This window comes from Leptospira biflexa serovar Patoc strain 'Patoc 1 (Paris)', from assembly GCF_000017685.1.
Classification (GTDB): Bacteria; Spirochaetota; Leptospiria; order Leptospirales; family Leptospiraceae; genus Leptospira_A; species Leptospira_A biflexa.
The window spans coordinates 250,801-277,655 of record NC_010843.1; the positions used below are offsets into that span (position 1 = coordinate 250,801).

Annotated in this window: 21 protein-coding genes; 5 read left to right on the plus strand and 16 right to left on the minus strand. The window is 39.9% G+C overall.

The features are described 5' to 3' along the window. Position 1: 1 nt before the first annotated feature. Genes LEPBI_RS18335 through LEPBI_RS18355 form a run of 5 tightly spaced genes read right to left on the minus strand, consistent with a single transcriptional unit; the run spans position 2 to position 7,978 of the window. Entirely contained in the window at positions 2-1,759 is a 1,758-nt protein-coding gene (locus tag LEPBI_RS18335; RefSeq protein WP_012476731.1) for a Kelch repeat-containing protein, read from the minus strand. Next, a complete protein-coding gene (locus LEPBI_RS18340) occupies positions 1,752-3,605 on the minus strand; it encodes a Kelch repeat-containing protein (protein WP_012476858.1) in 1,854 nt (617 codons plus the stop codon). Before LEPBI_RS18340 ends, LEPBI_RS18335 begins: the two co-directional genes overlap by 8 nt. After that, positions 3,592-5,106: a Kelch repeat-containing protein gene (locus tag LEPBI_RS18345; protein ID WP_012476859.1), complete on the minus strand. Its 1,515-nt coding sequence runs from the start codon at positions 5,104-5,106 to the stop codon at positions 3,592-3,594. The genes LEPBI_RS18340 and LEPBI_RS18345 overlap by 14 nt, the downstream gene beginning before the upstream one ends. Beyond that, entirely contained in the window at positions 5,090-6,391 is a 1,302-nt protein-coding gene (locus LEPBI_RS18350) for a caspase family protein (protein ID WP_012476734.1), read from the minus strand. Before LEPBI_RS18350 ends, LEPBI_RS18345 begins: the two co-directional genes overlap by 17 nt. A gap of 9 nt (positions 6,392-6,400) precedes the next feature. Then, positions 6,401-7,978, minus strand: a complete 1,578-nt coding sequence (locus LEPBI_RS18355) for a methyl-accepting chemotaxis protein (RefSeq protein ID WP_012476735.1) — start codon at positions 7,976-7,978, stop codon at positions 6,401-6,403. A 108-nt stretch (positions 7,979-8,086) separates the two neighbouring features. Here LEPBI_RS18355 and LEPBI_RS18360 point away from each other — a divergent pair, with 108 nt between their 5' ends. Further along, positions 8,087-8,824 carry a pirin family protein gene (locus tag LEPBI_RS18360; RefSeq protein ID WP_012476736.1) on the plus strand — a complete coding sequence of 246 codons (738 nt, stop codon included), beginning with the start codon at positions 8,087-8,089 and terminating at the stop codon, positions 8,822-8,824. Between the two features lie 313 nt (positions 8,825-9,137). Here the strand turns inward: LEPBI_RS18360 and LEPBI_RS19170 are convergent, their stop codons facing one another. Next, positions 9,138-9,296 carry a hypothetical protein gene (locus tag LEPBI_RS19170; RefSeq protein WP_167530808.1) on the minus strand — a complete coding sequence of 53 codons (159 nt, stop codon included), beginning with the start codon at positions 9,294-9,296 and terminating at the stop codon, positions 9,138-9,140. Positions 9,297-9,403: 107 nt separating this feature from the next. Here LEPBI_RS19170 and LEPBI_RS18365 point away from each other — a divergent pair, with 107 nt between their 5' ends. The 4 genes from LEPBI_RS18365 (at position 9,404) to LEPBI_RS18380 (ending at position 13,304) form a co-directional block, all read left to right on the plus strand. After that, positions 9,404-11,116, plus strand: a complete 1,713-nt coding sequence (locus LEPBI_RS18365) for a S41 family peptidase (RefSeq protein ID WP_012476738.1) — start codon at positions 9,404-9,406, stop codon at positions 11,114-11,116. Between the two features lie 215 nt (positions 11,117-11,331). Continuing rightward, positions 11,332-12,012: a carbonic anhydrase gene (locus tag LEPBI_RS18370; protein WP_012476739.1), complete on the plus strand. Its 681-nt coding sequence runs from the start codon at positions 11,332-11,334 to the stop codon at positions 12,010-12,012. 9 nt (positions 12,013-12,021) lie between these two features. Continuing rightward, entirely contained in the window at positions 12,022-12,999 is a 978-nt protein-coding gene (locus LEPBI_RS18375) for a sodium-dependent bicarbonate transport family permease (RefSeq protein WP_012476740.1), read from the plus strand. Between the two features lie 2 nt (positions 13,000-13,001). After that, positions 13,002-13,304, plus strand: a complete 303-nt coding sequence (locus LEPBI_RS18380; protein ID WP_041770232.1) for a P-II family nitrogen regulator — start codon at positions 13,002-13,004, stop codon at positions 13,302-13,304. A gap of 7 nt (positions 13,305-13,311) precedes the next feature. On the opposite strand, the gene omp85 is transcribed toward LEPBI_RS18380, so the two are convergent. From omp85 to LEPBI_RS18425, 10 genes are all read right to left on the minus strand, one after another. Then, positions 13,312-14,730, minus strand: a complete 1,419-nt coding sequence (gene omp85 / locus LEPBI_RS18385; protein ID WP_012476742.1) for an Omp85 family outer membrane protein — start codon at positions 14,728-14,730, stop codon at positions 13,312-13,314. A gap of 5 nt (positions 14,731-14,735) precedes the next feature. Next, positions 14,736-16,169 carry a pyruvate kinase gene (pyk, locus tag LEPBI_RS18390; RefSeq protein ID WP_012476743.1) on the minus strand — a complete coding sequence of 478 codons (1,434 nt, stop codon included), beginning with the start codon at positions 16,167-16,169 and terminating at the stop codon, positions 14,736-14,738. 4 nt (positions 16,170-16,173) lie between these two features. After that, on the minus strand, positions 16,174-18,174 hold the full coding sequence (locus LEPBI_RS18395; protein ID WP_012476744.1) for a hypothetical protein: 2,001 nt from the start codon (positions 18,172-18,174) through the stop codon (positions 16,174-16,176). 15 nt (positions 18,175-18,189) lie between these two features. Next, the gene (gene asd, locus LEPBI_RS18400; protein ID WP_012476745.1) at positions 18,190-19,239 is read right to left on the minus strand and encodes an aspartate-semialdehyde dehydrogenase; all 1,050 of its coding nucleotides are present in this window, start codon (positions 19,237-19,239) and stop codon (positions 18,190-18,192) included. Between the two features lie 36 nt (positions 19,240-19,275). Then, the gene (locus LEPBI_RS18405; RefSeq protein ID WP_012476746.1) at positions 19,276-20,796 is read right to left on the minus strand and encodes a hypothetical protein; all 1,521 of its coding nucleotides are present in this window, start codon (positions 20,794-20,796) and stop codon (positions 19,276-19,278) included. Positions 20,797-20,804: 8 nt separating this feature from the next. Next, positions 20,805-22,208, minus strand: coding sequence for an MBOAT family O-acyltransferase (locus LEPBI_RS18410; protein WP_338033443.1), 1,404 nt, complete (start codon positions 22,206-22,208; stop codon positions 20,805-20,807). A 96-nt stretch (positions 22,209-22,304) separates the two neighbouring features. After that, positions 22,305-22,520 (minus strand): hypothetical protein, encoded by a 216-nt coding sequence (locus LEPBI_RS19005; protein ID WP_081431686.1) that lies wholly within the window; start codon positions 22,518-22,520, stop codon positions 22,305-22,307. A gap of 937 nt (positions 22,521-23,457) precedes the next feature. After that, positions 23,458-23,892 carry a phosphatidylinositol phospholipase gene (locus LEPBI_RS19010; protein WP_012476748.1) on the minus strand — a complete coding sequence of 145 codons (435 nt, stop codon included), beginning with the start codon at positions 23,890-23,892 and terminating at the stop codon, positions 23,458-23,460. A 520-nt stretch (positions 23,893-24,412) separates the two neighbouring features. Continuing rightward, the gene (locus tag LEPBI_RS18420; protein ID WP_012476750.1) at positions 24,413-25,411 is read right to left on the minus strand and encodes a hypothetical protein; all 999 of its coding nucleotides are present in this window, start codon (positions 25,409-25,411) and stop codon (positions 24,413-24,415) included. A 2-nt stretch (positions 25,412-25,413) separates the two neighbouring features. Beyond that, entirely contained in the window at positions 25,414-26,727 is a 1,314-nt protein-coding gene (locus tag LEPBI_RS18425; RefSeq protein WP_041770235.1) for a helix-turn-helix domain-containing protein, read from the minus strand. Positions 26,728-26,855: the final 128 nt, after the last annotated feature.

The following is a 26,855-nucleotide window of genomic DNA, read 5'->3' on the forward strand; positions in this document are numbered from 1 at the left end:
ATTACTCGGTTAATCCATAATAATCTGTTCCATGATGGAATAATCCGCCAGATTCACCACCTAAGAAAAAAAATGTTCCATCTGAAAATTTAACGCCACTGTGTTTTGATAAACTAATTCTCGACATTCCCATTTCATAAAAACTATTACTTTTTCCGTAGTCCAATTTTTCAATTGTACGGCTCGGCTCACTTGTGTTATAACGATAGGCACCACCGTAGAACAAAACTCCACCATCGGGTAATTCAAGTGCCATACTCCACTCCCTTCGGTATAAAGAATTGGCAATGGTAAGAACTCGATTTTTGGAGATATCAAACAACATCGTGGCATTGCTCAAATTCGATAACTGAGCGCCATAAATCAAAACGTTCCCGTCTGTTAGTTTCAAACATTTTAATGCCCCTACTGCGATAGGCAAACTAGGCCCCCAACTAAAAGTTTCCGTTGCAGGATCATAAAACTCAGTTGTATCCTTAGGGGCAAAAATTCCATCAGTCCCACCAACAATGAAAACTCTACCATCATCTAATACGACAGAACAAGAGAAGGAACGAGGAGACATCATTCGATTTGTAATTTCAGTGAATGTTTCAGTTGCAGGATCATAAATTTCTGCGGAATTCAAAGTTGTGAAGTACATACCAGGCAAAACTGGAGTGAAATCTTTTATCCCGCCGATTACCATTACTTTGCCATTCGGCAATTTGACTATATCATGCATGTGACGCGTCTGTACCATCGATCCTGTTTGCAAAAAGGAAGTGGTCTCGGTGTCAAAAAGATAACTTTCGTTCAAAGAGTTCGCACTAGAAAATTTAATCCCACCGGTGATCAGCAACTTTTTGCCATCCAACATCACACCTCGTTCTCCTCGATGAATTTCAGGTAAACTTGGATTGGTAAGAATAAAACTATTGGTTCCTCTTCTTAAGATTTCAGCGCTAGAATTATATCCATAAATTGCAATGACATCACCATTCTCATTTTGAAATGCTTCAAATTCTGCACGACCTTGGTTTAAAGTTGGGCCCGGCACCAATCCAATCAATCGAACAGTAATGGAATTTGTCACATCATTCAATGCTTTGTCTTTTGCATTGGGAAATGATATCGTGACAGATCCTGGTCCATTGGAATCAAAATTTGTCTCGAAATAAACACGAAAATTGGTATCGCTTATCTTTTGAATGGATCGCACGACAATCATAGAAGCTAACGATCCACTAAGCAAAGGTTGTCCAAAACTTTTGAGTGGTTCTGAACTTTCAAAATCCCAATACCTGGAAGTAAAAAAAGTATAGTCAGTGATTGGCAGATAATTTGTTAAACTCACTGCAGGCAATTGAGTATCAATGACGATGGGATATGTTTCTTGGGTAAGAGTTTCACCAAATCCAGAGACAACACTCTTTAAATTAATTTCATAACTGCCATCGTTCATCAAGGGGTCAAATTGGATTAATATTTGATCATTTCCAATTTTTGCGAAACTAACATTGGTAAATGTGGATTCATTCAACTCAGATAAAAAATCAGTATCTATCTTCGCTAATTCGCGATTGCATTGTAATAGTATCTGATTAATATTCCCAAACGACTTCGTATTTGATCTCTCATTACACTCAAATTGGCCACCAGTTACGACTGAACTTAACAAAATGCCAGTCAATGATTTTGGATCAAAAACATTTTTAAATTCAGATTGGACCATACATCCAACGAATAAAAATACAAAGGATAAATTTAGTTTATTCAAAACTATATTCCTCCGTATTAGCAAGGATACTTCCAATCCTTCCACCGAGAATCATTCCACCACCGGTAGAAGGATATCCAATATCACATCCATCCCACCTCGCATTCAGTGATCTGCTTGTGAGATAAAATCGATTGTCCGTCTCAGACCATGACTCAGTATCCAGAATCGAATCAAAGGTATTCCCATTGACAGTTCGGTATTCTAATCCTCCAGCAATTACAATTTGATCTTTACCATAAGGGAATACGAAGGAAGTACCCCATTCCCTTCCAAACAATAAATTTTTGTGATCACGAATTGTATCGGTGAATGGATTATAGATTTGTGCCCTTAGGATCGGTTGGTTATCATTAAAACGAGAACTGATCCCTCCTAATATAAGAATCTCTCCATTGCTCAAAGCATGCGTAAAATGATTGAATCTTTTAATCACCTTTGCCGTTGATGTAGATAACGTTTTTGTGGCGATGTCATAAATTTCTATTGAATCTATTGCTCTCGCATAATAATCGCTGGAAGCAGGTCCTGTTATATCAGATCTTTCACCACCTGTGATGACCACCTTCCCAGCGCTAGACGACAAAACCTGAGCATGTTTCCCCCGTGAATCAACCAAATTTCCAATCGTTTCCACAGTCATGGAAGCTGGATTTGGTGTTACATGGATTAACTCTACCATCGCTATTGATTGGAACGGAGAAAAAGGAGTGAGCCCTCCCACAACCAATACATCACCATTTGGTAGAACTGTCATTTTATGCAATTGTCTTGGTGTGGTGAGACTCGGACCTTCTGCCCAAGTATTGGTGACTGGGTCATACACTTCAATCGAGCTTAAACTTTCGTTTGACGCTTCCCAAACTTTTGCTCCAAACCCGCCTGACACTAACAGACGTCCATCTAAAAGTTTTACGATGGCGGACTCTTGCCTTCTGTAAATCATATCTGGCCCAATCGAAAACTCTTTTGTGATAGAATTATAAAATTCCGTACTACTTAATGTCCCGTTACCATTGATCACAACACCTGATTTTGCTCTACCACCAAGAACTATTTTTCTACCATCATCAAGCTCCATACCCATACATGATCTCCGAGCTATATTCATGTTTGGACCACTTTTAAAAGCGAATACTTGAACTGGAAGTATGATGTTGCCTTGAGAGTTCAAAGCTTTGTCCATTACTCCATTGAAGCGTATACTTAGAATACCACCGTTTGCATTGGGATTTCCAGCAAATAATAATCGTATATTTCTTGCCGAGACAATGATGTCTGATACAACCAAACTATTTTTTGCATTGCCAGAGAGTTCCACTTGAGACAGATTTCCATCCCAAACAATCTCCTCATTAGATTCAATGTCCAAAAACCCTGACTGTAATTCTGAAATATCAATTCCATTTCCTGTTTTTAACTGTAATAAGGGTGGGTTTGCATCAATTTCAAATTCAAAGTATTCAGGATTCACCAATAGGGATTCACTTAAATAATAATCTTTTAGATTCATGGTGAACTTTCCACTTGTCACCGATGGAGCCATCCTGACTTCGTATAAAAATTTGCTTCTAGGAATGATTTGTGAAATCGGGTTCGATCCTGAATTTGTAACAGGTAATCTCAATCCATTGGAATTTGAAGTAAAATCATGATTTGTGGATACATATATAATTCCCCCAGGTTGTACACGATTAGAGGAAAACTCCATTTTTACAACCGAATCGGCACCTAACAAAAATAAACCAATATTTGCGGCAGATGAAGGATCCATTGGATTGGTTCCATTTGAAATTTTGCAGGAAACAAAAAAAATGGCGAAAATTAAGAACTTAATCTTTCCCATAAACTTCAACCCTTGTATCCAATGATGCAGAATCTCCAAAGATAACAATCCCTTTGGTAGTTAGGTGAGAAGAATGTTCCGATCTCGGCACCATCATCGTATCTACTATATAATTTTTACGTTCATAGTGATCATATAATTCCAACATTCCGGATTTATAATATGTATCAATGCCGCCGGTAAAAAACACCTGTTCATCAGAAAATCTGACAATTGCACTGCCATTTTTGAATCGTGTCGTAAATCCAAGACTTGTTGTGGTTGTTAAATTCTCGCTCCAGGATTCAATCGCCTTTGACCCTGTCCCCTCTCGAATCATTCCTCCCAAAAAAACACGATCTTGATTTGGCATTTTAAAATGCGATACATTTGATCTAGATGTTGCAAACGTTACAGGCAAGGAATTTAGAGCAAAAGTATTTGTATCCATCGCATAAATCGTGTTCGAAAACATTGCATATAAATCTAAGCGATCCCTTCCACCATAAAACAATATTCGTGAATTCAATTGGTCATATTCAACAGAATGAAACGCCATCCCATGAGGGAAGTTTGAAGATCCAGCTAAAATCGTGGAATTATTACCACTCATCGAAACATATTCATGATCATCGGTCACAGCAGAAGGATCAGTGCCAACCTGGGATTGTCCTCCAGAAACCAGAAGGTCTCCTTGGTTCAAACAAACCATCGTATGACCATAACGTCTTCTCTGCATAATAAACGGTAGTTCGACAACGGTTTCATTCACAGGATCAATCAAATAAATTTTATCCGAGATTTGCGAATTGGCAGTGACATTCCCCAATACTGATTTCCCACCAGAAACCAAAACCTTACCATCATTCTGAACACAAACAGCCATCCCCATTAAACTTTGGTTCAGTGATGGTAATATTTTTGATATACCAGTTTCTGGATTCCAAATTTCGATTGTCGCAACTGTTGCACCAGAAGGATTCACTCCTCCTGCAAGTAAGATGCGACCATCAGTTAACATCGTAGAGGTAATGTATCCTTTCGCCTCCGAAATTGATCCAAAGTATCTAGGATATGGAAATCGAAATTCTAATTGTTTTCCCAAAAATGAATATTCAGTCAATGTTTCAGGTTTTGTAATCGAGATAATAAGTGGATCTCTCCACTCCGATCGAGATGAAACGGAAAATAAAACTCGTAGTTTAAAGTCTGAAAGTGGAAACACATCTCGTAAAATGAGATCGTTCTGGTATGGATCAGAAATTTTAAAATCCCCTTTCGTAAAATAGGCCGCTACAGGGGCACTCAAATCCAAATCTAAATATTCTGTTTTAACAATTGTCGGATAATCATTTTGTTTGTATCTCGTTGTGATTTGTAAGTCATCACCAAAGCCTAATCCCAATAAAACGACAGCCGATCCTCCAAACATTGAGGTAGGATCGAATACATTTTGATTGGGTGCTTTCACCTGACAATGCAAAACCAATACTATTGATAGGAGACTAAAACCTAAGCGCATAACCCATTTTTCCGACTCGATTGATTCCCATAAACCCTTGGTTTTCCATATCGAATTCGAGGAAAACACTCGACTTTTCTTTAGGATTAGGGCCTAACAAATAAAAATCAAACACATTTGCAGACCATATGAGTACCAAAGCAGTCAATGCTTGTGAGAGATTTGCCCTTGAAGTTTCCATTTGCTGACGGTATGGTTCAATTAAAAAATAATTCAATAAAATCGTCTCAGAGACTCTAGGGTTAGGAGGAATCCCTATCGCAGATTCATAGGCTTGTTTGTCAGAGCGGAACTCATTGTATTGGTAACCTGCATACAAAACACCTAAGGCAAAGATTGACATGTAAATTTTACCTTTGTCTTCTTGCCCCCGCGCATATTGGCCCCAACCTGGAATTAAAAATGAACGAAAGGCATAGGTTGGATTGTATGGATTGAATAAAGGCGCGTCAGCTAGTGACGTATCAGGATTGACTGCGAATGTTAGAATTGTATCTTCAGCTTTTTCCGCGTATTCTTTGGTGTAAGGTTTTTGTAATTTCTGATTTTCTTTGGTCCAAACCTTCATAGATTGGATCACATAACCAGATAACTCAGAATAAGTCACTTCACCATTAAAGTTCGAATCAGCCCTACCTTCCAATCCATAAATCAAATATTTTGTAAAGATTCCATATCCAGATTTGGGATCTTCAAAGCTCGAATAACCGACCTTAGTTGAATAAAAAACGGAAACTATTTCCGAATCTTTGAAATTTACATTCTCTAAATATTTTCTTCCGATTTCGCCTTTCCCATCTTCTGGGTTACGGCATGCATCGATAAAAAAAACAACTCGTTTCAAATTGAATTTACGTGTCATTTCTAGAAGTTGTTCTACTGCAATTCCTGTTTCAAATGGTTTCTCTGGATTTGCGTCCTCAGGAAGAAGGTACACCTTATCATTATAATCTACGACTCCATGGCCCGAAAAATAAAAAACAAATAGGTCATCTGGATTTGTCTCTTCCAAAACCGATTCCAGCTGTGTTAAAATATTATATTTCGTAGGGGTCGAATTGACTGACCCTTCTTGTACCAAGGTTTGGATGCGATTGTATGAACCATAACTAAATAGAATTTTTGTCATACCAAGAGCATCATTTTTAGCCGTTTTTAAATTCGCTAGGGACAAATCCTTATATTCGCTTACACCAACAACAAACCCAAATCGTTTAGGACCAGGATCAGCCTTTAAAAAAGGTGGGATGGCTATCAATAAGAATATTAGAATTTTTGACTTCATGGATATGAATTAGTCTGAAGCAAGCTCCTTTGCTTGATTTTCCAAACTTGAAGTATGATCACCCATTTTTCGAGCATTAATCACTACCTTCTGATTGATTTCTTCCATTTGGTGAACAACAGCGACCATTTGTTCTTTGTCTTTATCTAATATTTTAGATTCTTGGTCCAAAACTTTTGAAATGGATTCAATCAGGTCAAGTGATTCTAATACTTCTTTATTGATGTCTTTTTGGGAATTGATTTTGGATGTGGCTGTTTTAATCACTTCACTTAATAGCTCATATTTAGTTTGTAATGACTCCGTTTGGTTCAGTGCAACAGATGCAAGCTCAGTTCCTTCCAAGATATATCGATTGGACGTAGTGATGATTTTTTTGATCTTTGTCGCATTTTCATTGGAATTTTCTGCAAGTTTTGCTACTTCCTGAGCAACAACAGCAAATCCCCTTCCATGTTCCCCTGCTCTTGCGGCTTCAATGGAGGCATTTAAAGCAAGTAAATTGGTTCGATCTGCAATTTCTGCCATGATATCATTCACTTCGCTCACTTCTTTTTGTGAGACATTGACGGAACGTAATCTTTCTTCTAAATTACTCACAGTTTGGGAAAGTACACTACTTCGATCTTGGAAATCACTCATATTGGAATTGAGATCCTCAACAACCTTTCCAATCTCTGTTATGCTAAGTTTTAAGGTATCAGATTTATGATTCAATAATGTGATTTGGTTATGTTGTTTTCCAATATTGTCCACCGACGTTTGAATACTTTCAGAAAATGAGGATACAAATTCAGTCAAATCTTGAATTGAGGCATCTTGTGATTCAATTTGTTGGTTAAAATCGTTGGTTAAATCTCGTATGTTTTTTAGAGTATTAAATAATTCAGACCCAATTCGTTTTAAATCTTGGTTGAGTTCGTTAGCATTTTCTCTTTCTTCTACTGCCAGTTTATGTTTTTCATCTGACTCATTTTTAATTTCATTTAATAAATTGAGTACAGTGGAAGTTAGATAACCAAAACAAATTAAAAATAAGACTTTAAAAACTTCATTTGAGATTGCAACGGTTCCCTTCTCACTTTGTAATCCTTCGGCTTCTTTGAACGAAACACCTTGTCCATATCCTATGAACAGAATCAAGAGAAGACAAAATGCAGAATAATATGTGCTTATGAGTAAGGTTCTTTTAGAAAATAAAAATGCAGAATACACGACATAAAAATAATACAATACATATAACGTAGGTGATTTGATTAGATCTGCCGCAACTGTACTGCCTCCCATAAGACCAGATGCAGTGACTACAAATAAAACTGTGATATCAAGTAGGATGAACATTTTCGGGAAAAACGCATTCAATTTACCGACTTTGAATAAATATGCCTGCAAACCGCCGTAAAGAAACATACAAGTGATTCCCACTAAGTAACTTGAAGTTTGAAGTGTAGTGGACGTTTTGAACGAACCTAAGGTCGCGATGATATAAAATCCAGCGAGTAAAAATCTCACTCGGTTCACATACACAGGTCCCAATTCTAACCAATTTTTTTTGTTTTGTATTGATTCTAACGCTTTTTCCGACATAGGTTGATCCTCCGAAAAACTGAGTGATTGGGAAGTGATTTTCTTTTTTTAAAGGATGGAAAAAGAAACTCACTTGACAAATTTTAGTTTGATATTAAACTATTTGATATGGAAGCAACAAACCCAAACAAATCCACGGTTCAAAAAAAATTCTACCCAGCAAACGAACGCGGGCATGTCAATTTTGGTTGGTTGGACAGCCACCACTCCTTCAGTTTTGGCCATTGGTACCACCCTGAAAAAACCAATTTTGGTGCACTGCGTGTATTGAACGACGATATTGTAGAGCCAAGTATGGGATTTGGAACACACCCCCACCAGAATATGGAAATCGTCTCCATCCCACTCTTTGGGGAACTGGCACATAAAGATAGTACAGGTACGAATGGCATCATCAAAACAGGAGATGTTCAAATTATGTCTGCTGGATCGGGGATCCAGCATTCGGAGTTCAATCATAGCTCAGACAAAAAAGTCAATTTTTTACAGATCTGGATACTCCCCAAAGTGGCCAATATCCAACCTAGGTATGACCAAAAAACCTTTCACGAAGCGGGGCGATTGAACCGGTTCCAAACCGTTGTCTCTCCGATCGATGAGGAAGCCGTTTGGATCAACCAAGATGCTTATTTTTCGTTAGCAACATTGGAACCAGGCAATACACTTTCTTACAAAGTGCATGCGCCAAACCAAGGAATTTATGCCTTCCTCATCCAAGGAAAATTGGAAGTAGCGGGCACCACTTTGGAGCGTAGGGATGCAGTTGGTCTTTGGGGGATTGATGAATATCAATTTGAAGCTGCTGTGAAATCAGATTTTCTTGTGATAGAAATTCCTATGAAGTGAAAGATTCCATTGAGTAGAAGGATCGGCGGGGAAAGTGGTGTTTCCCATGCGAAAACCACTGAGAACCATTGGTCCTTCTGTTCTAAAAAATCCTGATTCAGATACCTTTCCATCAAAATCAATTTTACACGCAGTGTAAAATTTGCTTTTAGCCCACAAGCCCGGGACCAATTTTACAGTGAGTGTACAACTTTCTCCCCCGTAAGTTTTCCTAAAAAATTCAAATTTCAAATCCTATCAGGTTTCTCAATGTATAATTTCCTCTCATTGAATTTTCCTTTTCCTATAAGGTTTTCCTACATAGTTTATTACTTTAGGTATCAATCTCCTTTTCATACCCGCCCTCCCGATGGCAATGGAAATCCCTTGCATTTGGTTCCAATGTTTTGCGGTGCCACTCAATGCTTTCATCCCCAATTTCCTTTCCCTTTACTTTTGTTGACAATGCCTGAAATTTTACACGAACTGTCATTTGACTTGCATATGACAATTCATTGAAACAGAAAACAGTCCTCTAAAACATGATTCAGTTCGCATCAAAATTGCAATTTTAAGTCGAGCTCGAAAGGTAAAAATCAGATGAAACAAATTTCCTTCCATTCCCCTCTCACCTTGATTGCGTCGTTCTCTTTCCTTCTATTTTTATTGTACTGCCAACTCCCCAAACAAAAACAGGAAACCCTGACCTCATGGCCAGGAGTGGGAAAAACCTACCATTACTCCAAACAAATTACTGAAATCAAAAACCTGTTACGGAGAAATTACATCTTTCCGAAGGATTTGAATTTACCGAGTGCTCACTTAACAGCCGCGATTACCGCGACAGAACGATGGGGCAATCATATCGTCCTTCCAAAATCCTTTTATCATAAATACAAAAGTGCAATCAATGGGAATGTCATCCAAGATGGAAAATTAGCACAGCTTGTGATGATTCAGACTCCCGATTTAGATAACCAAACTATAAACAATGACGAAGTCATATTAGAACTCGAAGAGGAATTTGCCAAACTTTCATTTGACCAAGACCAATTGGAAGAAGTGATGGCAGTGTTGTACAAACAAATAAAAACTCCTTCTTCGGATATCGTTTCCAAACAAGAATGGGAAAAAATCGAAATTGGAGCTTTGGAAGGGTATGTTTCGAAATTGTTCGAATCAACAATCATTCAACAAGAAACATGGGAAGATTCATTCAAACCACAGACGTCTATTTCCATTTCAATCCCAATCAAAGAATCAAAAACAAAAAGGAAGATCATCACTAAATTAAAGAAGACATCTTTTCTAAATAAAATTGGACTTCAAACTGATGACGAAATCCTATCCATCAATGGAAATTCAGTTCGATTTATATCTATACCCACTATAGAACAAATGCTAAAAGGTAAAGTTGGTGAAAGTATCAAAATCACGATACTGAGAAATAAAAACCAAATCCATCATTATGAAATCCCATTGAAAACAAATGGGACAAGTATCACGAATGAAAATAAATCCATTGAAGCGAAAATCCAAACAGGCAAATACAATTTCATTCACATGAAAGTGTTAGGTTTTGTGAAAGGAATTGATTTTGACTCCATCAAACTCATCAAAGAAAATTATACATCATTGATGGAAGAGGCAAAAAGTAAAAAAATCACCATCCATGGTTTCCTTTTAGATCTTCGTGATAATTCAGGTGGGTATTTAGACTTGGTCACTGAATGTATGCGCTTGTTTGTTACCAAGGGTTTACTTTATACAACTCGTGCACCAAACAATGAATATTATGCAACCAATTCAGTTTTGATTGAATTGCCCTTAATTGTCCTTATCAATGAAGATACAGGATCAGGCTCAGAACTCATCGCTGGAGTGGTACGATATCACAATAGAGGAGCAATTTTTGGAACAAAATCATTTGGACATGGACTCGTACATACCTTAAGGTCAGTTCCTGGATCTGCAACTTTACTCATCAAATACCCGACTAGTTTTTTATACCTGCCCAATGGAGAAAAATTCCATAACATCGGTATTTCACCAGACCTTTGGATTTCTGAAGAAGCGAACGAATCTCCAAGGTATTCCAAACCGATCTCAAAATTGAATGAGAATGGGGAGGGAACAAACAATGGCAATCTACCCAATTCTAAGTTAGATCTCCAAAAAATTGGGCAATGGGTCGAAAAAAATGGCTCCGCCAAACAAATCATCCAAACTGAATTGCAGAAAGGACAAACACCAGATTACCAACTCCTCCATTCCTTGGATGCATTTGCAGGGATACTTGCTACACAAAACTAAGTGAGTCGAAACCTTCCTTCACAGGGAACGACAGAGAATCTCTAAAAAAATAGGATCTTTGGATCCTATTACAAGATTTCAAAGTAAATCACTGGAAGAGTGGTGGGACATTTTTTCCATTATACGTATTTTTTTTCGTGTATTTTTATTCACGAATTATTTTTTTGTAAATTATGCCTTTCCGATGCTTTTCGGAATCACATAGGAGAAGAAAAATGAAAGTGATCAAGTTTCTGTCAAGTTTTCTCATCATCACCATTTCATCACAGATGTTTGCTCAGAGTAATAGTGGTGTACCTGCAAAAGAAGCATTGCAACGATTGGTGGAAGGAAATTTAAGATTTGTGCATGGGAAATCCATTCGCCCGAACCAATCCGTTGAACGAATCAAAGAAGTTTCCAAAAAACAAAATCCATTTGCAACGATTGTGGGTTGTTCTGATTCACGAGTTCCCAATGAAATCGTGTTTGACCAAGGCCTTGGGGATTTATTCATCTTACGAACCGCTGGTCAGGTATCCACCTATGCCTCCTGGGGTTCCATTGAATTCTCCGTCGCAGTGCTTGGAGTCAATCTCATCGTTGTACTTGGCCATTCGAGTTGTGGTGCCGTGGGAGCTGCTTGTAAAGCGGATGAAGTTCCGGGACACATCATCGCTCTCACCAATGCCATCAAACCCGCCGCAGAAAAGGTCAAACACATGGATGGTGATTTTTTAGATAATGCTGTCAAAGCAAATGTCGCCTTACAAGTGGTTTCACTTCGCAAACTCGATCCAATCATTTCTAAATATTATAACAAAGGCCAATTACAAATCGTAGGCGCGGTATATGATTTAGAGACAGGAAAGGTAAATTTTTTGTCCGAAGACTACATTACTTCGATCACAAAATAGGAAATACAAATGGAAATTCTACACGCATTAGTTGCAAACTTACAAACACCGATGTTCCTTGCATTTTTACTCGGGATCATCGCAACCGTCATAAAAAGTGATCTCAAATTCCCAGATGGAATGTATACAGGACTCACAATTTACCTACTCTTTGCCATAGGACTCAAAGGTGGAGTTAAATTGAATCAAACCACCCTAATAGAGTTCTACAAACCAGCCTTGGCGGCACTCCTCCTTTGTGTGACAATCCCACTCATTGCCTATGGGCTCTTAACCAAATTTGGGAAATATGATAAAGCAAATGCTGCGGCACTTGCCGCACACTATGGTTCCGTGTCAGCAGTAACATTCAGCGAGGCCCTAGCGTTTCTTGATTCTCTTCATATCAGCTATGAAGGATTTATGCCAAGTTTACTTGCCATCATGGAAGTCCCTGCCATCCTCGTGGCATTACTCCTCATCAAAATGAATCCTAAAGACGAATCGGAAAAATCTTCCTGGGGGAAAATATTACATGAACTCTTTACAGGAAAAGGAACCTTGTTATTATTAGGTGGTCTCATCATTGGTATGATCTCTGGTAAAAAAGGACACGAACAATTTGCACCACTCTTCGAAACACCTTTTCGTGGTATGTTGATTTTATTCCTTTTAGAAGTGGGAATTGTAACAGGTAGAAGGCTCAACGACCTAAAAAAAGCAGGTGTCTTTTTATTTGGCTTCGGAATCCTATTCCCGATTTTCTCTGCAATGTTTGGATTGTATTTAGGCAAGTGTATTGGGTTATCGATGGGTGGAGCGATGGTACTTGGAACACTCAGTGCCAGTGCATCCTACATCGCAGCTCCTGCTGCTGTTAGGATTGCCATTCCAGAGGCAAGCCCCGCCATTTACCTCACGGCATCCCTTGCCATCACCTTTCCGTTCAATTTATCCATCGGATTACCACTTTATCTCACTATTTCTAAATATTTATTCGGAGCTTGATCATGAAATTAGAAAAGGCAAAACTCATCACCATCATCGCTGATGAAGCACTACAAGACCGGTTGGTTGCCGAATTAAAATCGGCCAATGTCAAAGGTTACACCATCAGTGAGGCCAAAGGAGAAGGCATCAATCATTCCCACCTCTCTTCCTGGGAAGGCAAAAACATCCGTTTAGAATCGTTAGTGTCTGAAGGAAAAGCATTAAAGATATTTCAAATCATTTCAGAAAAGTATTTAGAGAAGTATCCAATGGTGATCTTTATGAATGATGTGGATGTGATTCGAAAGGAAAGATTCAACTAAAACAGATTCAAAATGTATGTCCAATGTCTAAATAAAACAATTGGTCTTCTCTTGAATATGCATAGTCCATTAGGATTACGGTTGCTTGGTCCCAAATGAGCCGTAATCCTAATCCGCGTGAATGTTTATAATCTAAAGCATTCACTTGTTTGAGTTTATCCCAGACGCGACCGACATCATAAAATGGCACGATACTCAATTGGAAAAATTGATCCCACAATGAAAAACTGCCAACTCGATAACGGAATTCAATATTATAAAATCCAATCACGGGACCAAAAAATCGTTCCTGTCGATACCCACGAAGAGTGTTCTGTCCACCTAACGCACCAAAGGGGCCATCAATTGAAAACAAATACCGGTATTCAAAAAATGGGACATTCCCTTCCACCTTGGTGAGTGCCACACGTTGTGCGATGACAAACTCTTCAAAAAGTTTTGGGAATGGCTGGTAAAAATTTTTAATTTGAGCAAAATGCCTTAAATAATTAAAATCGGAACCGATGGTTCTTTCGGCTTTGTTAACATTGTATTCAATAAGCCAACCGCGGTCGGGGTCTGGTTCATAGTCCCTTGTATCGTAGGCTATCCCTGCTCGCACATAATTCAGGTTTCCACCATTGATTCCAATGATTTTTCCAGAGTTTGCATCTTCCGTTAGTTTCGAGGAATCTTCAATGGCTGGTACTTTGCCACTGGTAAGCGGATCTTTTGCTTCCGTTGACTTACCATCATACCGCCTAACAATATTTCTAGAAAACTCCACTCCTCCCCAAACACGAAATACTTGAAAGATTGTTTTATCGGCTGCGAATTGACCATACGAAGTTTCAAATTGGTAATCATGATAATGTTGTGTGGATGTGAATTCGCGACCTGGCCCACGGTTTTTACTATAGGAGTTTGCGTTTTCAAAATCTGAAAAATTTGCATTCCTAACAATCCGACTGCCATCGGCATTTCGATCTCTATAATACAATGGTTGTAGGCTTTCTGTACCAACTCCAAAGTATTGGTTGTACAAGCTCGCGTCATGACCTACATAAGCACGTAAGCGATAAGCAGTATCTAAAAAGTATGGTGCGTCCCAGGCTAAATAATTGTTTTGAGTCCCTCGATTGGTCCGGTAGATCCCAACATTGAACATATGTTCGTATGGAGTGTACTTAAAAGAGGAATCAGACTTTGTACCGTTATAAAAAATATTTGCTAGAACACCGAGGCCAGAACCATTGACAGCATCATTGCCAAAGAGAGGTAAACCGGTTGCATACCAACCTTCTCTTTTATTGGCCAGTTCTTTCTCGTCTAATTTTTTAAATTCACCGAGCCACTCTGGTACATCAGATTTCCTTTCTTCCGCAAGTAATGGAGATACGACGATCGTTGATACCAATAACCAATGGACAACTCTCCCAAACGACATGGGTTTTATTTGACTTCGCGGACTTGAATGGTTTCGACCCTTTCCTCACCAGCAATGATGTCAGATAAAATGACTACCTTTTCACCCATTTGTAAATAGCCATTATTGACTAAAGTTTGGATGGCAAGTTTGATCGTTTTTTCTGGATCGGAAGAAAAATCGACACGGTAAGGTATCACTCCCCGAGTCAACCAAAGCTTCCGTCTAACAGAAGTCATATTTGTAAAAGCATGTACAATTGGATAACGAGGGTGAAAGGATGCCAAATTATTGGCAGTGATTCCTCGTCTTGTGATGGCGATAATGGCATGTGCTTGCATCGAATCTGCGAGATTTGCCGCAGACCTTGCCATTTCTTCCTTTTGGTCTTTTGGTTTTCTTTGTGCCGCAAGACCTAAGTTAATCGACATTTCCATTCGGCGCGCAATTTTATCTAACATTTCCACACATCGAACAGGATATTTCCCCATCGCCGTTTCACCAGATAACATAATCGCATCTGCTTCTTCATACACGGCATTGGCAACATCTGTTACTTCTGCCCTTGTAGGAGATGGATTGTGGATCATAGATTCCAGTAAGTGAGTGGCAACGATCACTCGTTTGCCTTCTTCTTGGCAACGTTTGATGATACGTCTTTGGACAATGGGGAGTTCTTCAATCTCGATCTCGACACCCAAATCACCACGTGCCACCATAATCCCATCCGATTCTCGAATGATGGCATCCAAGTTTTTAAGACCTTCTTGGTCTTCAATCTTTGCAATGATTTGTGCATGGTGATTTTTTTCATCGATGATTCCGCGAAGTTGGATCACGTCTTCTTGAGAACGAACGAAAGACAATGCCACAAAATCAATATCCTCTTCCAAACCAAAGATTATGTCTTTGAGGTCTTTAGGTGTGATTGAAGGTAAGTTAACTCGTATCCCTGGCAAATTGATATGTTTTCTAGAACCAAGTTTACCACCATCTAACACAGTACAAACGAGTTCGTTTTCACGGATCTCTTGCACGGCGAGGTTGATAAGACCATTGTCTACTGTTACTTTATCACCAACTTTTAAATCTTTTACGATATCACGGTAATTCACAAATACACTTTGGGCTTCTGCTTCCATTCCTGGAATGATATGAAACGTAAACGTTTCACCCACTTTTAAGTGTAAATCGTTTTGCACATCCCCTGTCCGAATCTCGGGACCTTGTGTATCCAGTAAGATGGAGATTGGGTGTTTGTGTAATTCATCTTTGTTTAATGATTTGATGATGCGAATGATTTTTCTATGAAACTCATGATCACCATGACTCATATTGATCCTCGCGATATTCATCCCGGCCAAAGCTAGGCTTCGGATCATATCTTTTGAAGCAGTCGCAGGCCCAATGGTGCAAACGATCTTTGTTTTTCTGGCTCTTAATTGTTCTATTGCTGGCATAATTTTATGGTTTTAGTTTGGGTAAGATTCGGTTTAAAAAATCTAACTGCGATTCTGCAATGTCGAATTTTTCTTGGTTCGGGAATTTGTCGTTACGTTGGCGTTCACTCTCAGCGGAAACTTTATCAAAAAGTTTTTTACCATGCCGTTTCAAATACCCAGTTGAAACAAGTATGGGCCAAGGGAACTTTTCTCTTTGGTTTCGGATTGGAAAACTATAGATTTCCTTTCCTCCAAATTTTTTAAGGAAAAAAATCAAATTTTCTTCGGTAAACTTTCCATTGAGTTTGGATAAAACATACTCGCGATCTGGATACACTCCAAACTCCCAAGCTTCATCCAAAATGCGAATGATCGCTTCAATGGATTCTTTCCATTTTTTTTCTTCTTCAGGACTGCCTTGGCGAACTGGTTCGGAGCTTTCATCGTCATCTGAGGATTGGTTTGTTTGCGTCGATTGAGTATGACCTTGTTTTGATTTACGTTCGGCGTCTTTTTCTGCTTCTTCTCTTTCTTTCAGTCTTGCTTTGACCAATTTTTCTTTTTCTTGGGAGATTTTTTTTACTTTTTGGCTCGCCAAATCTCTTGTGAGTTGTTGCTGCAATCGTGCTTTGATGGGAGGTATTTCAAATTTATGGACAGTCATACTACCCATGATCATTCTCCACAACCGAGTGAAAAATGGCAAAAATTGAAACAAACTTTGTGCTTCGATTTCTTCCAGGAGACGTTTGGGACTTTCATCATTTAAGTGGAGCATAACATTCATTTGGTTCAGAACTCGAATTTCTAAGTCAGAATGTTTGATTTGGAAGGTACGTTTCGCCGATTCGATTGCTTGCGGGATACATGCTTTATGCAAAATAAATTCATTATAAACCCGTTTGTCTGCGTATTCGGTATACAATACTTCCGGTTGCGAAAGTAACATAGCCCGAAACTCATCCGTGAGCGGTTCTCCACTCACACGAAGCAGGTTTACCTCAACAATGCGACCTGCTTCCGCTAGAAATGCCATAAGGTCTTCAATATGTTGTTTGCGTTTTTGTTTTTCTTCTCTTTCTTTATCTTTTTCTATGATTTCATTTAACACCAAACACTCTTCCATAAGTGTTTTTTGGTCACCATAGGATTCATTCATGTATCCTTTGATTTCTGTTAAAATATTTTTTGGTGAATTCCAAGAGTCTTCTGTTACTTCGCCCATCACACCTAAGTTTTTTAAGGCAGGGTAAATCGTATTCTTTGCATAATCCACATAGGCATCATAACGATCTGCAATTTCCGAAGGTCTGTTGTATAAAAACACACTTTTGTTCGCAGGCCTAGAAGCCGAATCATTCCGAAAGAAAAATAAAATTTTGTCATCTACCAATTGTTTGAGGATTGGTTTGAGATGGATGACAATGGTTGCATCCTTTTGCACTTTGGTTTTGTCATACGGACATTGGAACAAATTACCAATTTCAGTGGATGCATAGGTATCAAAAAGTCGATTGGCATCCACTGCGGCCTTGATGACCTTTCGCATTTTTTCCTTTCCCACATACTTTCTTTTTTCGTTAAACCAACCTTTGATGGCAGAAGTCGAAAGTTCATTGAGTCCAAGTGCATACCGGAATGCAGTACCAGCATCCGAAGTGGTTGGTCTTGCAAAGACAGTATTGTGTTTGATGAATGTTCTCGGATTTTCTGGATCCCCTGGTTCATTGGGGTGGAATTCCAATACATTTAGTTTTTTGATGATGGCAGGATTTTGTTTGTAACTCAGATCGATCACATAGTTTTCTGTGCGATCCCGATCAATGGAACTATCCCTTTCAATCTGTTCCACATTGGGCAGGACTCGATTTTGTAAAAACTTGTCAGTCCATTCAAAGATAACGAGTAATACCTTATAAATCCCTTTATAAGAAAAATCTCCTCGAGAATCCATTGCCTGCACCTTTTGGAGACAGGCAGTGTAGTCCATGACTTTTAATTCTGGGAGATTTGGATCTAACATGTGGCTTGCGGGTCCTTACTTAAAATATCCTTTTTTATACAATAACTCGGCATTCAAAATGGCGGCACCCGCAGCACCTCGAATCGTGTTATGCGAAAGAACAACCCACTTCCAGTCCAAGATCGAATCTTCTCGTAACCTTCCCACAACAGTTGTCATACCCCTTCCCGTGTCTAAATCGAGACGTGGTTGGGGGCGGTCGTTTTCTTCGCGGTAAAGGATAGCGGGGTTTGGTGCAAACGGCAATCCCAATTTCTGAGGTTCTCCTTGAAAATCAGCCCAAACCTTTAAAATCTCTTCTTTTTTTGGTTTTTTCTCGAAAGCAACAGAAACACAAACCGTATGACCGTCAAACACGGGCACTCGGTTGCAATGGGCAGAAATTTTAAAGTCCGCCGATTTGATGATTCCACCTTCTACTGTTCCTAAACATTTTTGTGGTTCGACTTCTGCTTTGTCTTCCTCGCCACCAATGTATGGCACTACGTTTCCAAGGATATCCATCGTTGGAACTCCAGGGTAACCGGCCCCTGAGATCGCTTGCATCGAAAATAGCATCACTGATTTTAAACCGAAGGCATCCATCAATGGTTTTAAGGAAATCGTCACACCCATAATGGTACAATTGGAGTTTGTGATGATTTTTCCTTTTGTCTTTTGTGCTGAGAGGACATCCAAATGATGTGCATTCACTTCTGCAGAAAGGATCGGAACATTTGGATCCATTCTGTGGTTTTTGGAATTGGATAAAACAATGACACCAGCTTCTGCGTAAGCAGTTTCCACTTCCCCTGCAATGGATGCATCAAGGCCGCTAAACACAAGTTGCACGCCCTTCGTTACATTTGGATCTGGTAAAGATATGATAATGTCTTTTGCATAAGAAGGAATGTCAGAAGAAATCTTCCAACGAGACTTCATCACCTCACCATAGGTTTGGCCTGCGCTTTTTTCAGAAGCTGCTAAATGAGTCACCGTAAAATAAGGGTGATTCTCCAAAAGTTGAATGAATCTTTGACCGACGGAACCTGTTGCACCCAGGACTCCAACTTTGATTTTTTCCATAATTTTCCTTATCTAATGTAAGGATTGAAAAACATGTTATTTCGGAAAGAGATTTCCAATTCTTTCCGCATAAATCGGATTCATTTGTTCCATTCCCACATAAGTGAAGTGATGGAAATCGGAAAAACCCTGCATGGGTAACACATCGTGGATGTCCCAAAAATGAACCGAGCCAGATTCCATGGACTGGAGGTAACGCAAGTGGTCTTTGTACCATTCCGAATCTTCATACCAACGAAGGGAGATTGGGTTTTCTGGGTTATTGATGAGTAAAAATGGTACATTCCGATTTCGGAAATGGTCTGCAATTTTTTGGATGTATCGAAAATGAAAAAAAGGCCGAAACTTTTCGTTTCGAATTCGTTCTTTGGCAAGTTTTAATGCGACTAAATAACCAATCCCCGGACGTTTGTCCAAACCCTCTAACAAACGATAGTAAAAATATCGAGTGTACGTCTCGTCATCCATTCCATTGTATCGAAAGTCTTCCGTCCTTGGTTCCCGAATGTATTGGACACCTGATCTTGGTTCCTCCAATCCAAAAGTTTGTTCGAGACGAACTCCCATGGGATCCCAATGGTAATCGAGATAAGCTCCACTTGCTTCATGGGCATACCAAACTCGTTCCAATGTGGCTGTGATTTTGTTTCTTTCCCGAAAGAAGTCGACATCCAAATGAATCTGGGTCCAACGCGCTTGGCTTAAATTCACTACTTGATTATGATTACCATTCGAAAATACGAGCTGGCAATTGGAACCCGCTAGCAAAAAGGGAGTCACCTCAATCCAAAACCCTTTTTCTTCCATTTTTTTGGTTGGGAAAAAACTAAACTGTTTTCCAGTCCACCCAAGACCATTCACACTTTCTGGAATGGAAACTCCCATATAAGAATGGTAACTTGTATTCCTTCCGAATCGGTGTTGGATTAAATTTTGAAGGTTTTGTTCATAAATGTCTTTGTACCGGTAAAAGGAAAAACTGGAAGATACGAGATACCGAGACCATGTTTCGAAGTCCATTTTGGAACCCACTTCCAGTAAGGTTTCTTTTGGAAACACCCATAGTGACTGGGGTGCTTCACCAAAGGTCAATGCATCTTGAATCACTAATCCTTCGTCTACTGAATCATTTCTCCCCTCAGGGAACAAAACATAAGTTCGGTGGAGTCGGTAATCAATGAAGTTTACCGGATAAACTACTAAATCAGGTTTAAGTGGCTCCAACCAATCAAGAAGAAGGTAAACATACAAGGGACTATTCCCTGCATACGCTAAATAAAAAACATCCGCATCCAGTGCATATTTTTCCTTTAATGTTTTTTCTAGTGAAGACGCATCGATCGAATAATAAGCAACAGAACTTCCGACAATGATGATTCTTTTTTTGGATTTAGGAAGAGAGCGGATCCTTTCGTATTCGTATAAAAAATTAAAGAAGTGATTGGTATTCCAAGGAGACTCATTTGGCAAATGGAACTGGAGTTTCTGGAATACGAAAAAATCGATTCCAAACAAAAAAACCAAAAAACAAATGAGGAAAAAAAGCCGTTTTTTCATTCAATTCCCTAAAAGACAAAGTAAACAAAAGGTTTACTCTCAGCAGAATATAATACAATCAAAACCAAACTCAAAACAGCTACGAAGGCGAAAAAAGCCAATTTTCCTAAGGAATTTTGATATTCCTTAAATCTTTTTAACAGCTGTTTGTTTTCTTTAAAAATTTTATTTCCTAAAAAATGACCAAAACTTAGCAATATAAAACAATACACAAACTTCATTTCCAATCGATACGGGAGGAAAAAACCCTCTTTTTTCGCAAAAAGGCCCTGTAGGTAACACAGAGAATCTTCTAAATTGGCACTTCGAAAGAAAATCCAAAGGAGACTCACAGATAAAAACGTTAAAACGACCTTCAATGGTTTCAAGGAGGAGGCTTGCGGAATCAAACTTCGTTTCCCAAACCACCGCTCCATCACAAGGAGACTTCCATGCCCGAGACCCCAAAAAACAAAATTCCAAGAAGCACCATGCCACAACCCACCAATTGCCATGACGAGGATCAAATTCCGATAGGTGAAAAGGGATCCCATACGATTGCCACCGAGAGGGATATAGAGATATTTTTTCAGCCATTGTGATAGGGAAATATGCCAACGAGTCCAAAATTCGGAAAACCCAGAGGAAAGGTATGGCATTCGAAAATTTTCAGGCAATCGAAATCCGAAGAGAAGTGCCGCGCCTTGGGCAATGTCGGTATATCCAGAAAAGTCACAATAGATCTGCAAGGAATACGAAAACATCCCAAGCCAAAGGGAACGAGAGGACATCTCTAAGGGATGGGCAAAGACTAAATCAGAAACCTCTGCCAAATGGTCTGCTAACACCATTTTTTTGAAGAACCCGAGTAGGATGAGAAAGGTGGCAAAAAGAATGGGAATCCGAGAAAAATCCAAAGGCCGTCGGATTTGAGGTAAAAAGGATTTCGCCGTGACAATCGGGCCTGCCACAAGTTGCGGAAAGAAGGACAAAAACAAAAGGTAGGAGGAAAACCGTTTTTCTGGCTGTAGTTCCCCTTGATACACATCGACTACGTAGGAGATTGACTGGAATGTATAGAAGGAAATCCCAACAGGCAGTAGCCATTGGCTCCAGAATTGGGCATTCCCAAGGGCAATCCCCGATATAATTGACCAATTTTCAGCAATAAATTGCCCATACTTAAAGAAAAGCAAAATCCCGAGACTGTTCCCAAGAGATAAAAAGAGCCAATAACGACGATTCCGGTTGGTTCCCGAAGCAAAAACCTTCCTTGCGACAAAAAAATCCACAATCGCAATCCAGATGAGTAGTATTAAGTAATAATAATTCCAAAAACCATAAAATATTAGACTAATTATGATCAAATAAACGACTAAACACAATCTCTTCTCAGGGAATTTGTATTCATTTTCTTGCCTATTTTTAGGCATTGAAATTCGCAAGATGTGCCAGGGGAGTAAACTGATTGCGAAAAAAAGGCCAAATAGTGCCGAATTAAATAGCATTTAATTGCTTATTATTGAGCATTATACATTGTACTTGCACTTTACCCCGCAATTGGGACAGGTACAGGTGACTTCTGCTTTGACCCTACGTCCCTGCGCGCCTTCAACTTTCCCCACTGCCACAAATTCAAACTGAACTCCCTCGGGAACAAAATGGCCTGAGCCATATTTTGCAGTCCCTTCGATCACATTCGAGCAGGCGTGGCATTTCACCCTGAGCCGTATTGTTTCCGCCATATACCAGGAAAAGATGAGAAAGGAGGAGGCACTGGCAATCAATATTCCAAATTATGCCAATTTTACAGGGGGATGAGAAAGGGATACACATGACATATTGGCATATAAATAGATGGGTTTTGGCAGTAAAGTAGGCGGAAAAAACGCTGGCCGAACCCTGTGGGTGGCACAGGGAAAAGGCGGTTTTTGCGCCAATTTTTAGCCATAAACGCCGAAATTTCGGCGAATTTTACCAGGCTCTCCTTTTTGATGTGGTTTACTCGGGATCATTTCTCTGACTTCGATCCATTCCCTACGTTTCGGAGCTAGGAAACCAAAGGGAATATCCCTGGATTCGTTTCACACTCTGGCTACGAAGCGACCTGTGGATCCGTAGAGATTCCATTCTCAGATATGCCCGAAAACCGGCAGACGATAAGTCCTTTCTCCAAGTGACATCTCTTCCCTTCTCCCTCGAATGAGAACAGACGGTGAGTTCCAATGAGGCAAGAGCACTGCCGATCCCTCGTCACTTCCTTTTGGGGCCCTATCTGCCGAAAGGTGAGTGCCCAATCAGAGACACTGTTGGCTCCAAACGCCCAAAAACAAACAATGGTTGCCGAGATTTGGTCAACCAGGAAGGGCCGGGGTTTTGTGGCTGCCTCCTCTCTGGCAGATAAAAAACAGGGAATCCAAACGGGATAATTGCCTAATGTTGGGCATTTTTCTTGAACCTGAGATTTTAGTTCCTTTGTTCCTTCCCATCGATTCCCGGAATGGTCCCAAAACCTAAATTTTCTTGGTATTTTTGCCTAATTTTGGGCAAAAATACACCTTGGTCCGAAGGTTGGTGAAATGAGACTTTTTTGAAGATTCTCTCCTGTAGGGAGCACAGGAAAGTTTTGCAAACGATGGTGGTGGTAGATTCTGACGGGCGGGAATCCGAAGTGTTTGGCGGCTACGACTTCGACTTTGAGGATTTTGTTTTTTTTACAGAGACTTCAGACTTTGTGAGGGATGCGCTTGATTTTTTAGACTTTGCGCCATTGGCAGGTGCCTGTTTTGTTTTGGTCTTCTTTGCACTTCGAACCCCTGGTTTTGTTCCAATTGAGTTCTCATCGTTTCCGAGGATGTCGGCAGGGATACGGCCATTTCGTTTGACCATGTAGATAAAATGTCGGACGTATTGGGTATAAGGTTCGTGAATGGATTTAGGCTCGAAGTTCTTTGGATCTTGTAAGAGTTGGTTGACGAGAGCCACAGGGAGGTCGTCTTTACTTGTTGCCATGAGGATTTCCAAACGCTTACAAATTTCTGAGTCATTGACCTCGGTGGAAAGTTTGCGCATAGCGTTGAGGAATTTTTGGAAGGCAACTCGCTTCGGTTGAGACATATCCCCAGAAAAACAACAAGTCCTGAGTTGGCAATCGATTTTACGCTATGATCCTCATGTTCTCTCTCGTTTGTTCCCCTTCCAAATGCAACAGGTATTGTCAAATCCATTGCCTCACTGCCCTCAGCACCAAGCAAGATCTGGCCACAATCTGACCCAATAAAATGAGAAATGGTTTTGATCCCAGCGTTGGAACTAAAACCGATGGTTTGTTCATTCTCTAAGTTTTGTGATTGGAATGCATACTTTGAATCTTCTTCTACAACCACTTCACTGATCCTTCCATGTTGGAGTTCAATGGCAGGCACGAGTGGATCATTCAAAAGGACGACAGGAGTGTCCCATCCATTGGCAAACAGATCCCCTTGAGAAAATAAAAACATTGCCAGGGCGCAGAAACACATTGCGAGTTTTTGCAATTTTTGTGCCAATTTTTCTGTCATTCCCTGAAAAAACATATGATTATCCATAGTTTTCCCCGAAATTGCAAAAAAATAAAGCTTTTTTTCCCTAATTTGGCTTATTTTTTAATGATACCAGCACGCACTCGGAGCTTCCATTCCCAGAGTACAATCTCATGTTCCAAATCTTTTGCAGAGTCCTGTTCCTTTGCTAGTAAGGCATAAATCATATGAGAGATGTCTTTTGAAAACCCAGCATCCAATTCCTTCTCAAAAGCTTCCACCTGGAACTCCAAAATCAAAACTGCCAAACGAAAGGCTTCGTTCATCGCGATGAGCTGAGGTTTGACTGTATCGAGTTCTGGTTTTTTGTATTCATTTTTGATCATCACATCTAAAAAAGTGCGGATGAACATCACGTCGTCAGAGGACAAATGGAAGTCGAGTAAGAGTTGTTTGACTTTGTCCAACTCCATCGCGCGAAGATGGATCCTCGCTAAAAAAACTGGGTTCTCACTATATGTATTTAGGTTCTGGTTTTTGGCAACATCGGTAGCGCGAACCTTGTCATAGTCCACCACACCTTTGTCCTTCGATTCTTCCGTTTTGGGAGATTGGGACTCAGCCGAAGTATTGATCCTTTTTTTGATCACAAGGATGTTCATACTTGGGTATCTGATTTTAAAAGAAACCATGTCTGACCTAGGGATCTCTTCATCCACAACCAAAAATTGTGCCTGTTCTCCCCTTTCCCAAGCTGCCATCAAATCTTCTTTGTTTTTGTAATGGTAAATGACGACAGGAAGGACATCACTTTGACTGCCTGTTCCTAAATAGATGGTTTTGATTTCGTTCGAAAAACCGTGTTGGTAAGGGATGACCATTTTCCCCGCTTTTACATTCACGAAGGAGAGTTCTCCCAAATGGAAATGTGAAACATCAAAATCATCCCCAAAAAATCCTACCCGGGGAACATTCACAACGATGGAATTATTTTTCGCACCCTTAGGAACTTCGGGGCCAGATTCGGCAAAAACGACGTAGGTGAGTTTGGAAAGCCGGACTTTTACGAGAAAACCTGCAGGGGTTTTCCGCTCTTCGTATACAGTGTCATCCATCTTTACATCAAACCAAGTTGTTTCATTTTATATTGGAGGGAGCCCCTCGAGATTCCCAGTGCCTTTGCCATTCGGATTTGATTTCCAGAAAATATCCGCATGGCCAAAAGAATCTTCTGCCTTTCTAAGGCTTCTATCCCTCGCCGCAAGTCTAAATCTTCCGCATCCGGAATCTCAAGATCCATCCTACTCCGGCCTACTTCCAAATCAGAAGCATCCACAATTTGGGAACGACAAGTCAAAATTCCCGATAGGATGGTATTACGTAATTCGACGAAATTTTCGTTATAAACCTTACCAAGAAGTGCTTTTTCTCCGCCCTCACTCAAAAGAAGGCCAGACCGGTTTTGTTGGAGGCAAAGCTCTAGAAAGATAGATTGGATGATCCGGGCAAAAAAAGGTTTTGGTAAAAAACTAAGGGAAGGCAAATATACCGAATTATTCCGAAGGATTTGTTGGAATTCAGGGAGGATTTCCCCGCCAATTTCCGCAGGCCCAAGCAGGAATAAAGAACCTTCAAATCCAGACTTGGACCACCAGTCAGAAAGGATTTGCTGTTGGCCGAGCGAGAATGTTTGGACATTCGTAAACACCAAACTTCCAGAACGGGACTCTTTGCCCCACTCGGTGAGGGCTTTTTCAAACTTACCAAAATGGTCAGGGACTGACTCCACAACAAGGATGGGAGCTTCTGGGTGGATGGAATGGTGGATCCACTTTGCTAACGTTTTTTTCCCAGACCCTGGTGCCCCAAAGATCGAAACTATTTTTTTGGATTCAAAATGTTCAATGGCAGAGCTTAAGTTTGGAATTTCCTCTCTAAAAAATCGATAGGAAGTATCTGCTTCAGATGTTTGCCGCGCAAAGCTTGGAGCCAATGTTTTGCCCCACTCTTTGCCTATTTTTTCTGCAAATAAAGATAGAAGTGCGATGGTTGCAAAAGAGTTTGCCTCTTCTGATTCCACCAAAAGAAACCCGATGCTCTCCTCGGAGACAATCCGAATGGACAAGGCATCTGTCGTTTTCCCAAAGAGTGGGAACTCTTTTCCTGAAAAGGAAACTGGCATTTTTGAGGACATTAATTTGTCCCATTCTGCAGATCCTCTGTTCAAAAAAGAATAATAGAATCCATCTTCTCCATACCCGAAACTAGCAGATTCATAGAAGGAATCTTCATCTTCCGCTTTTAGGACAACCACTCCACAAAATAATCCGAACTCGGTACACAACTCTGCCCACAAAGCAGGGAGGACTGTTTCCATCCATTCTTTGCCTGTTTGAGTGGATGCAAACAAGGAGGCCGTATGAAGAGGCATGCTATGAAACTGTTTAAATTTAATCACTTTGTCAAGTACGTACCAGTTTGAATGTCGGATGTCCGACCAAAAGAGACGAGATAGTTTTTGCTAATTTTTCGTATGTCGGATGTCCGACAATGTAGGTA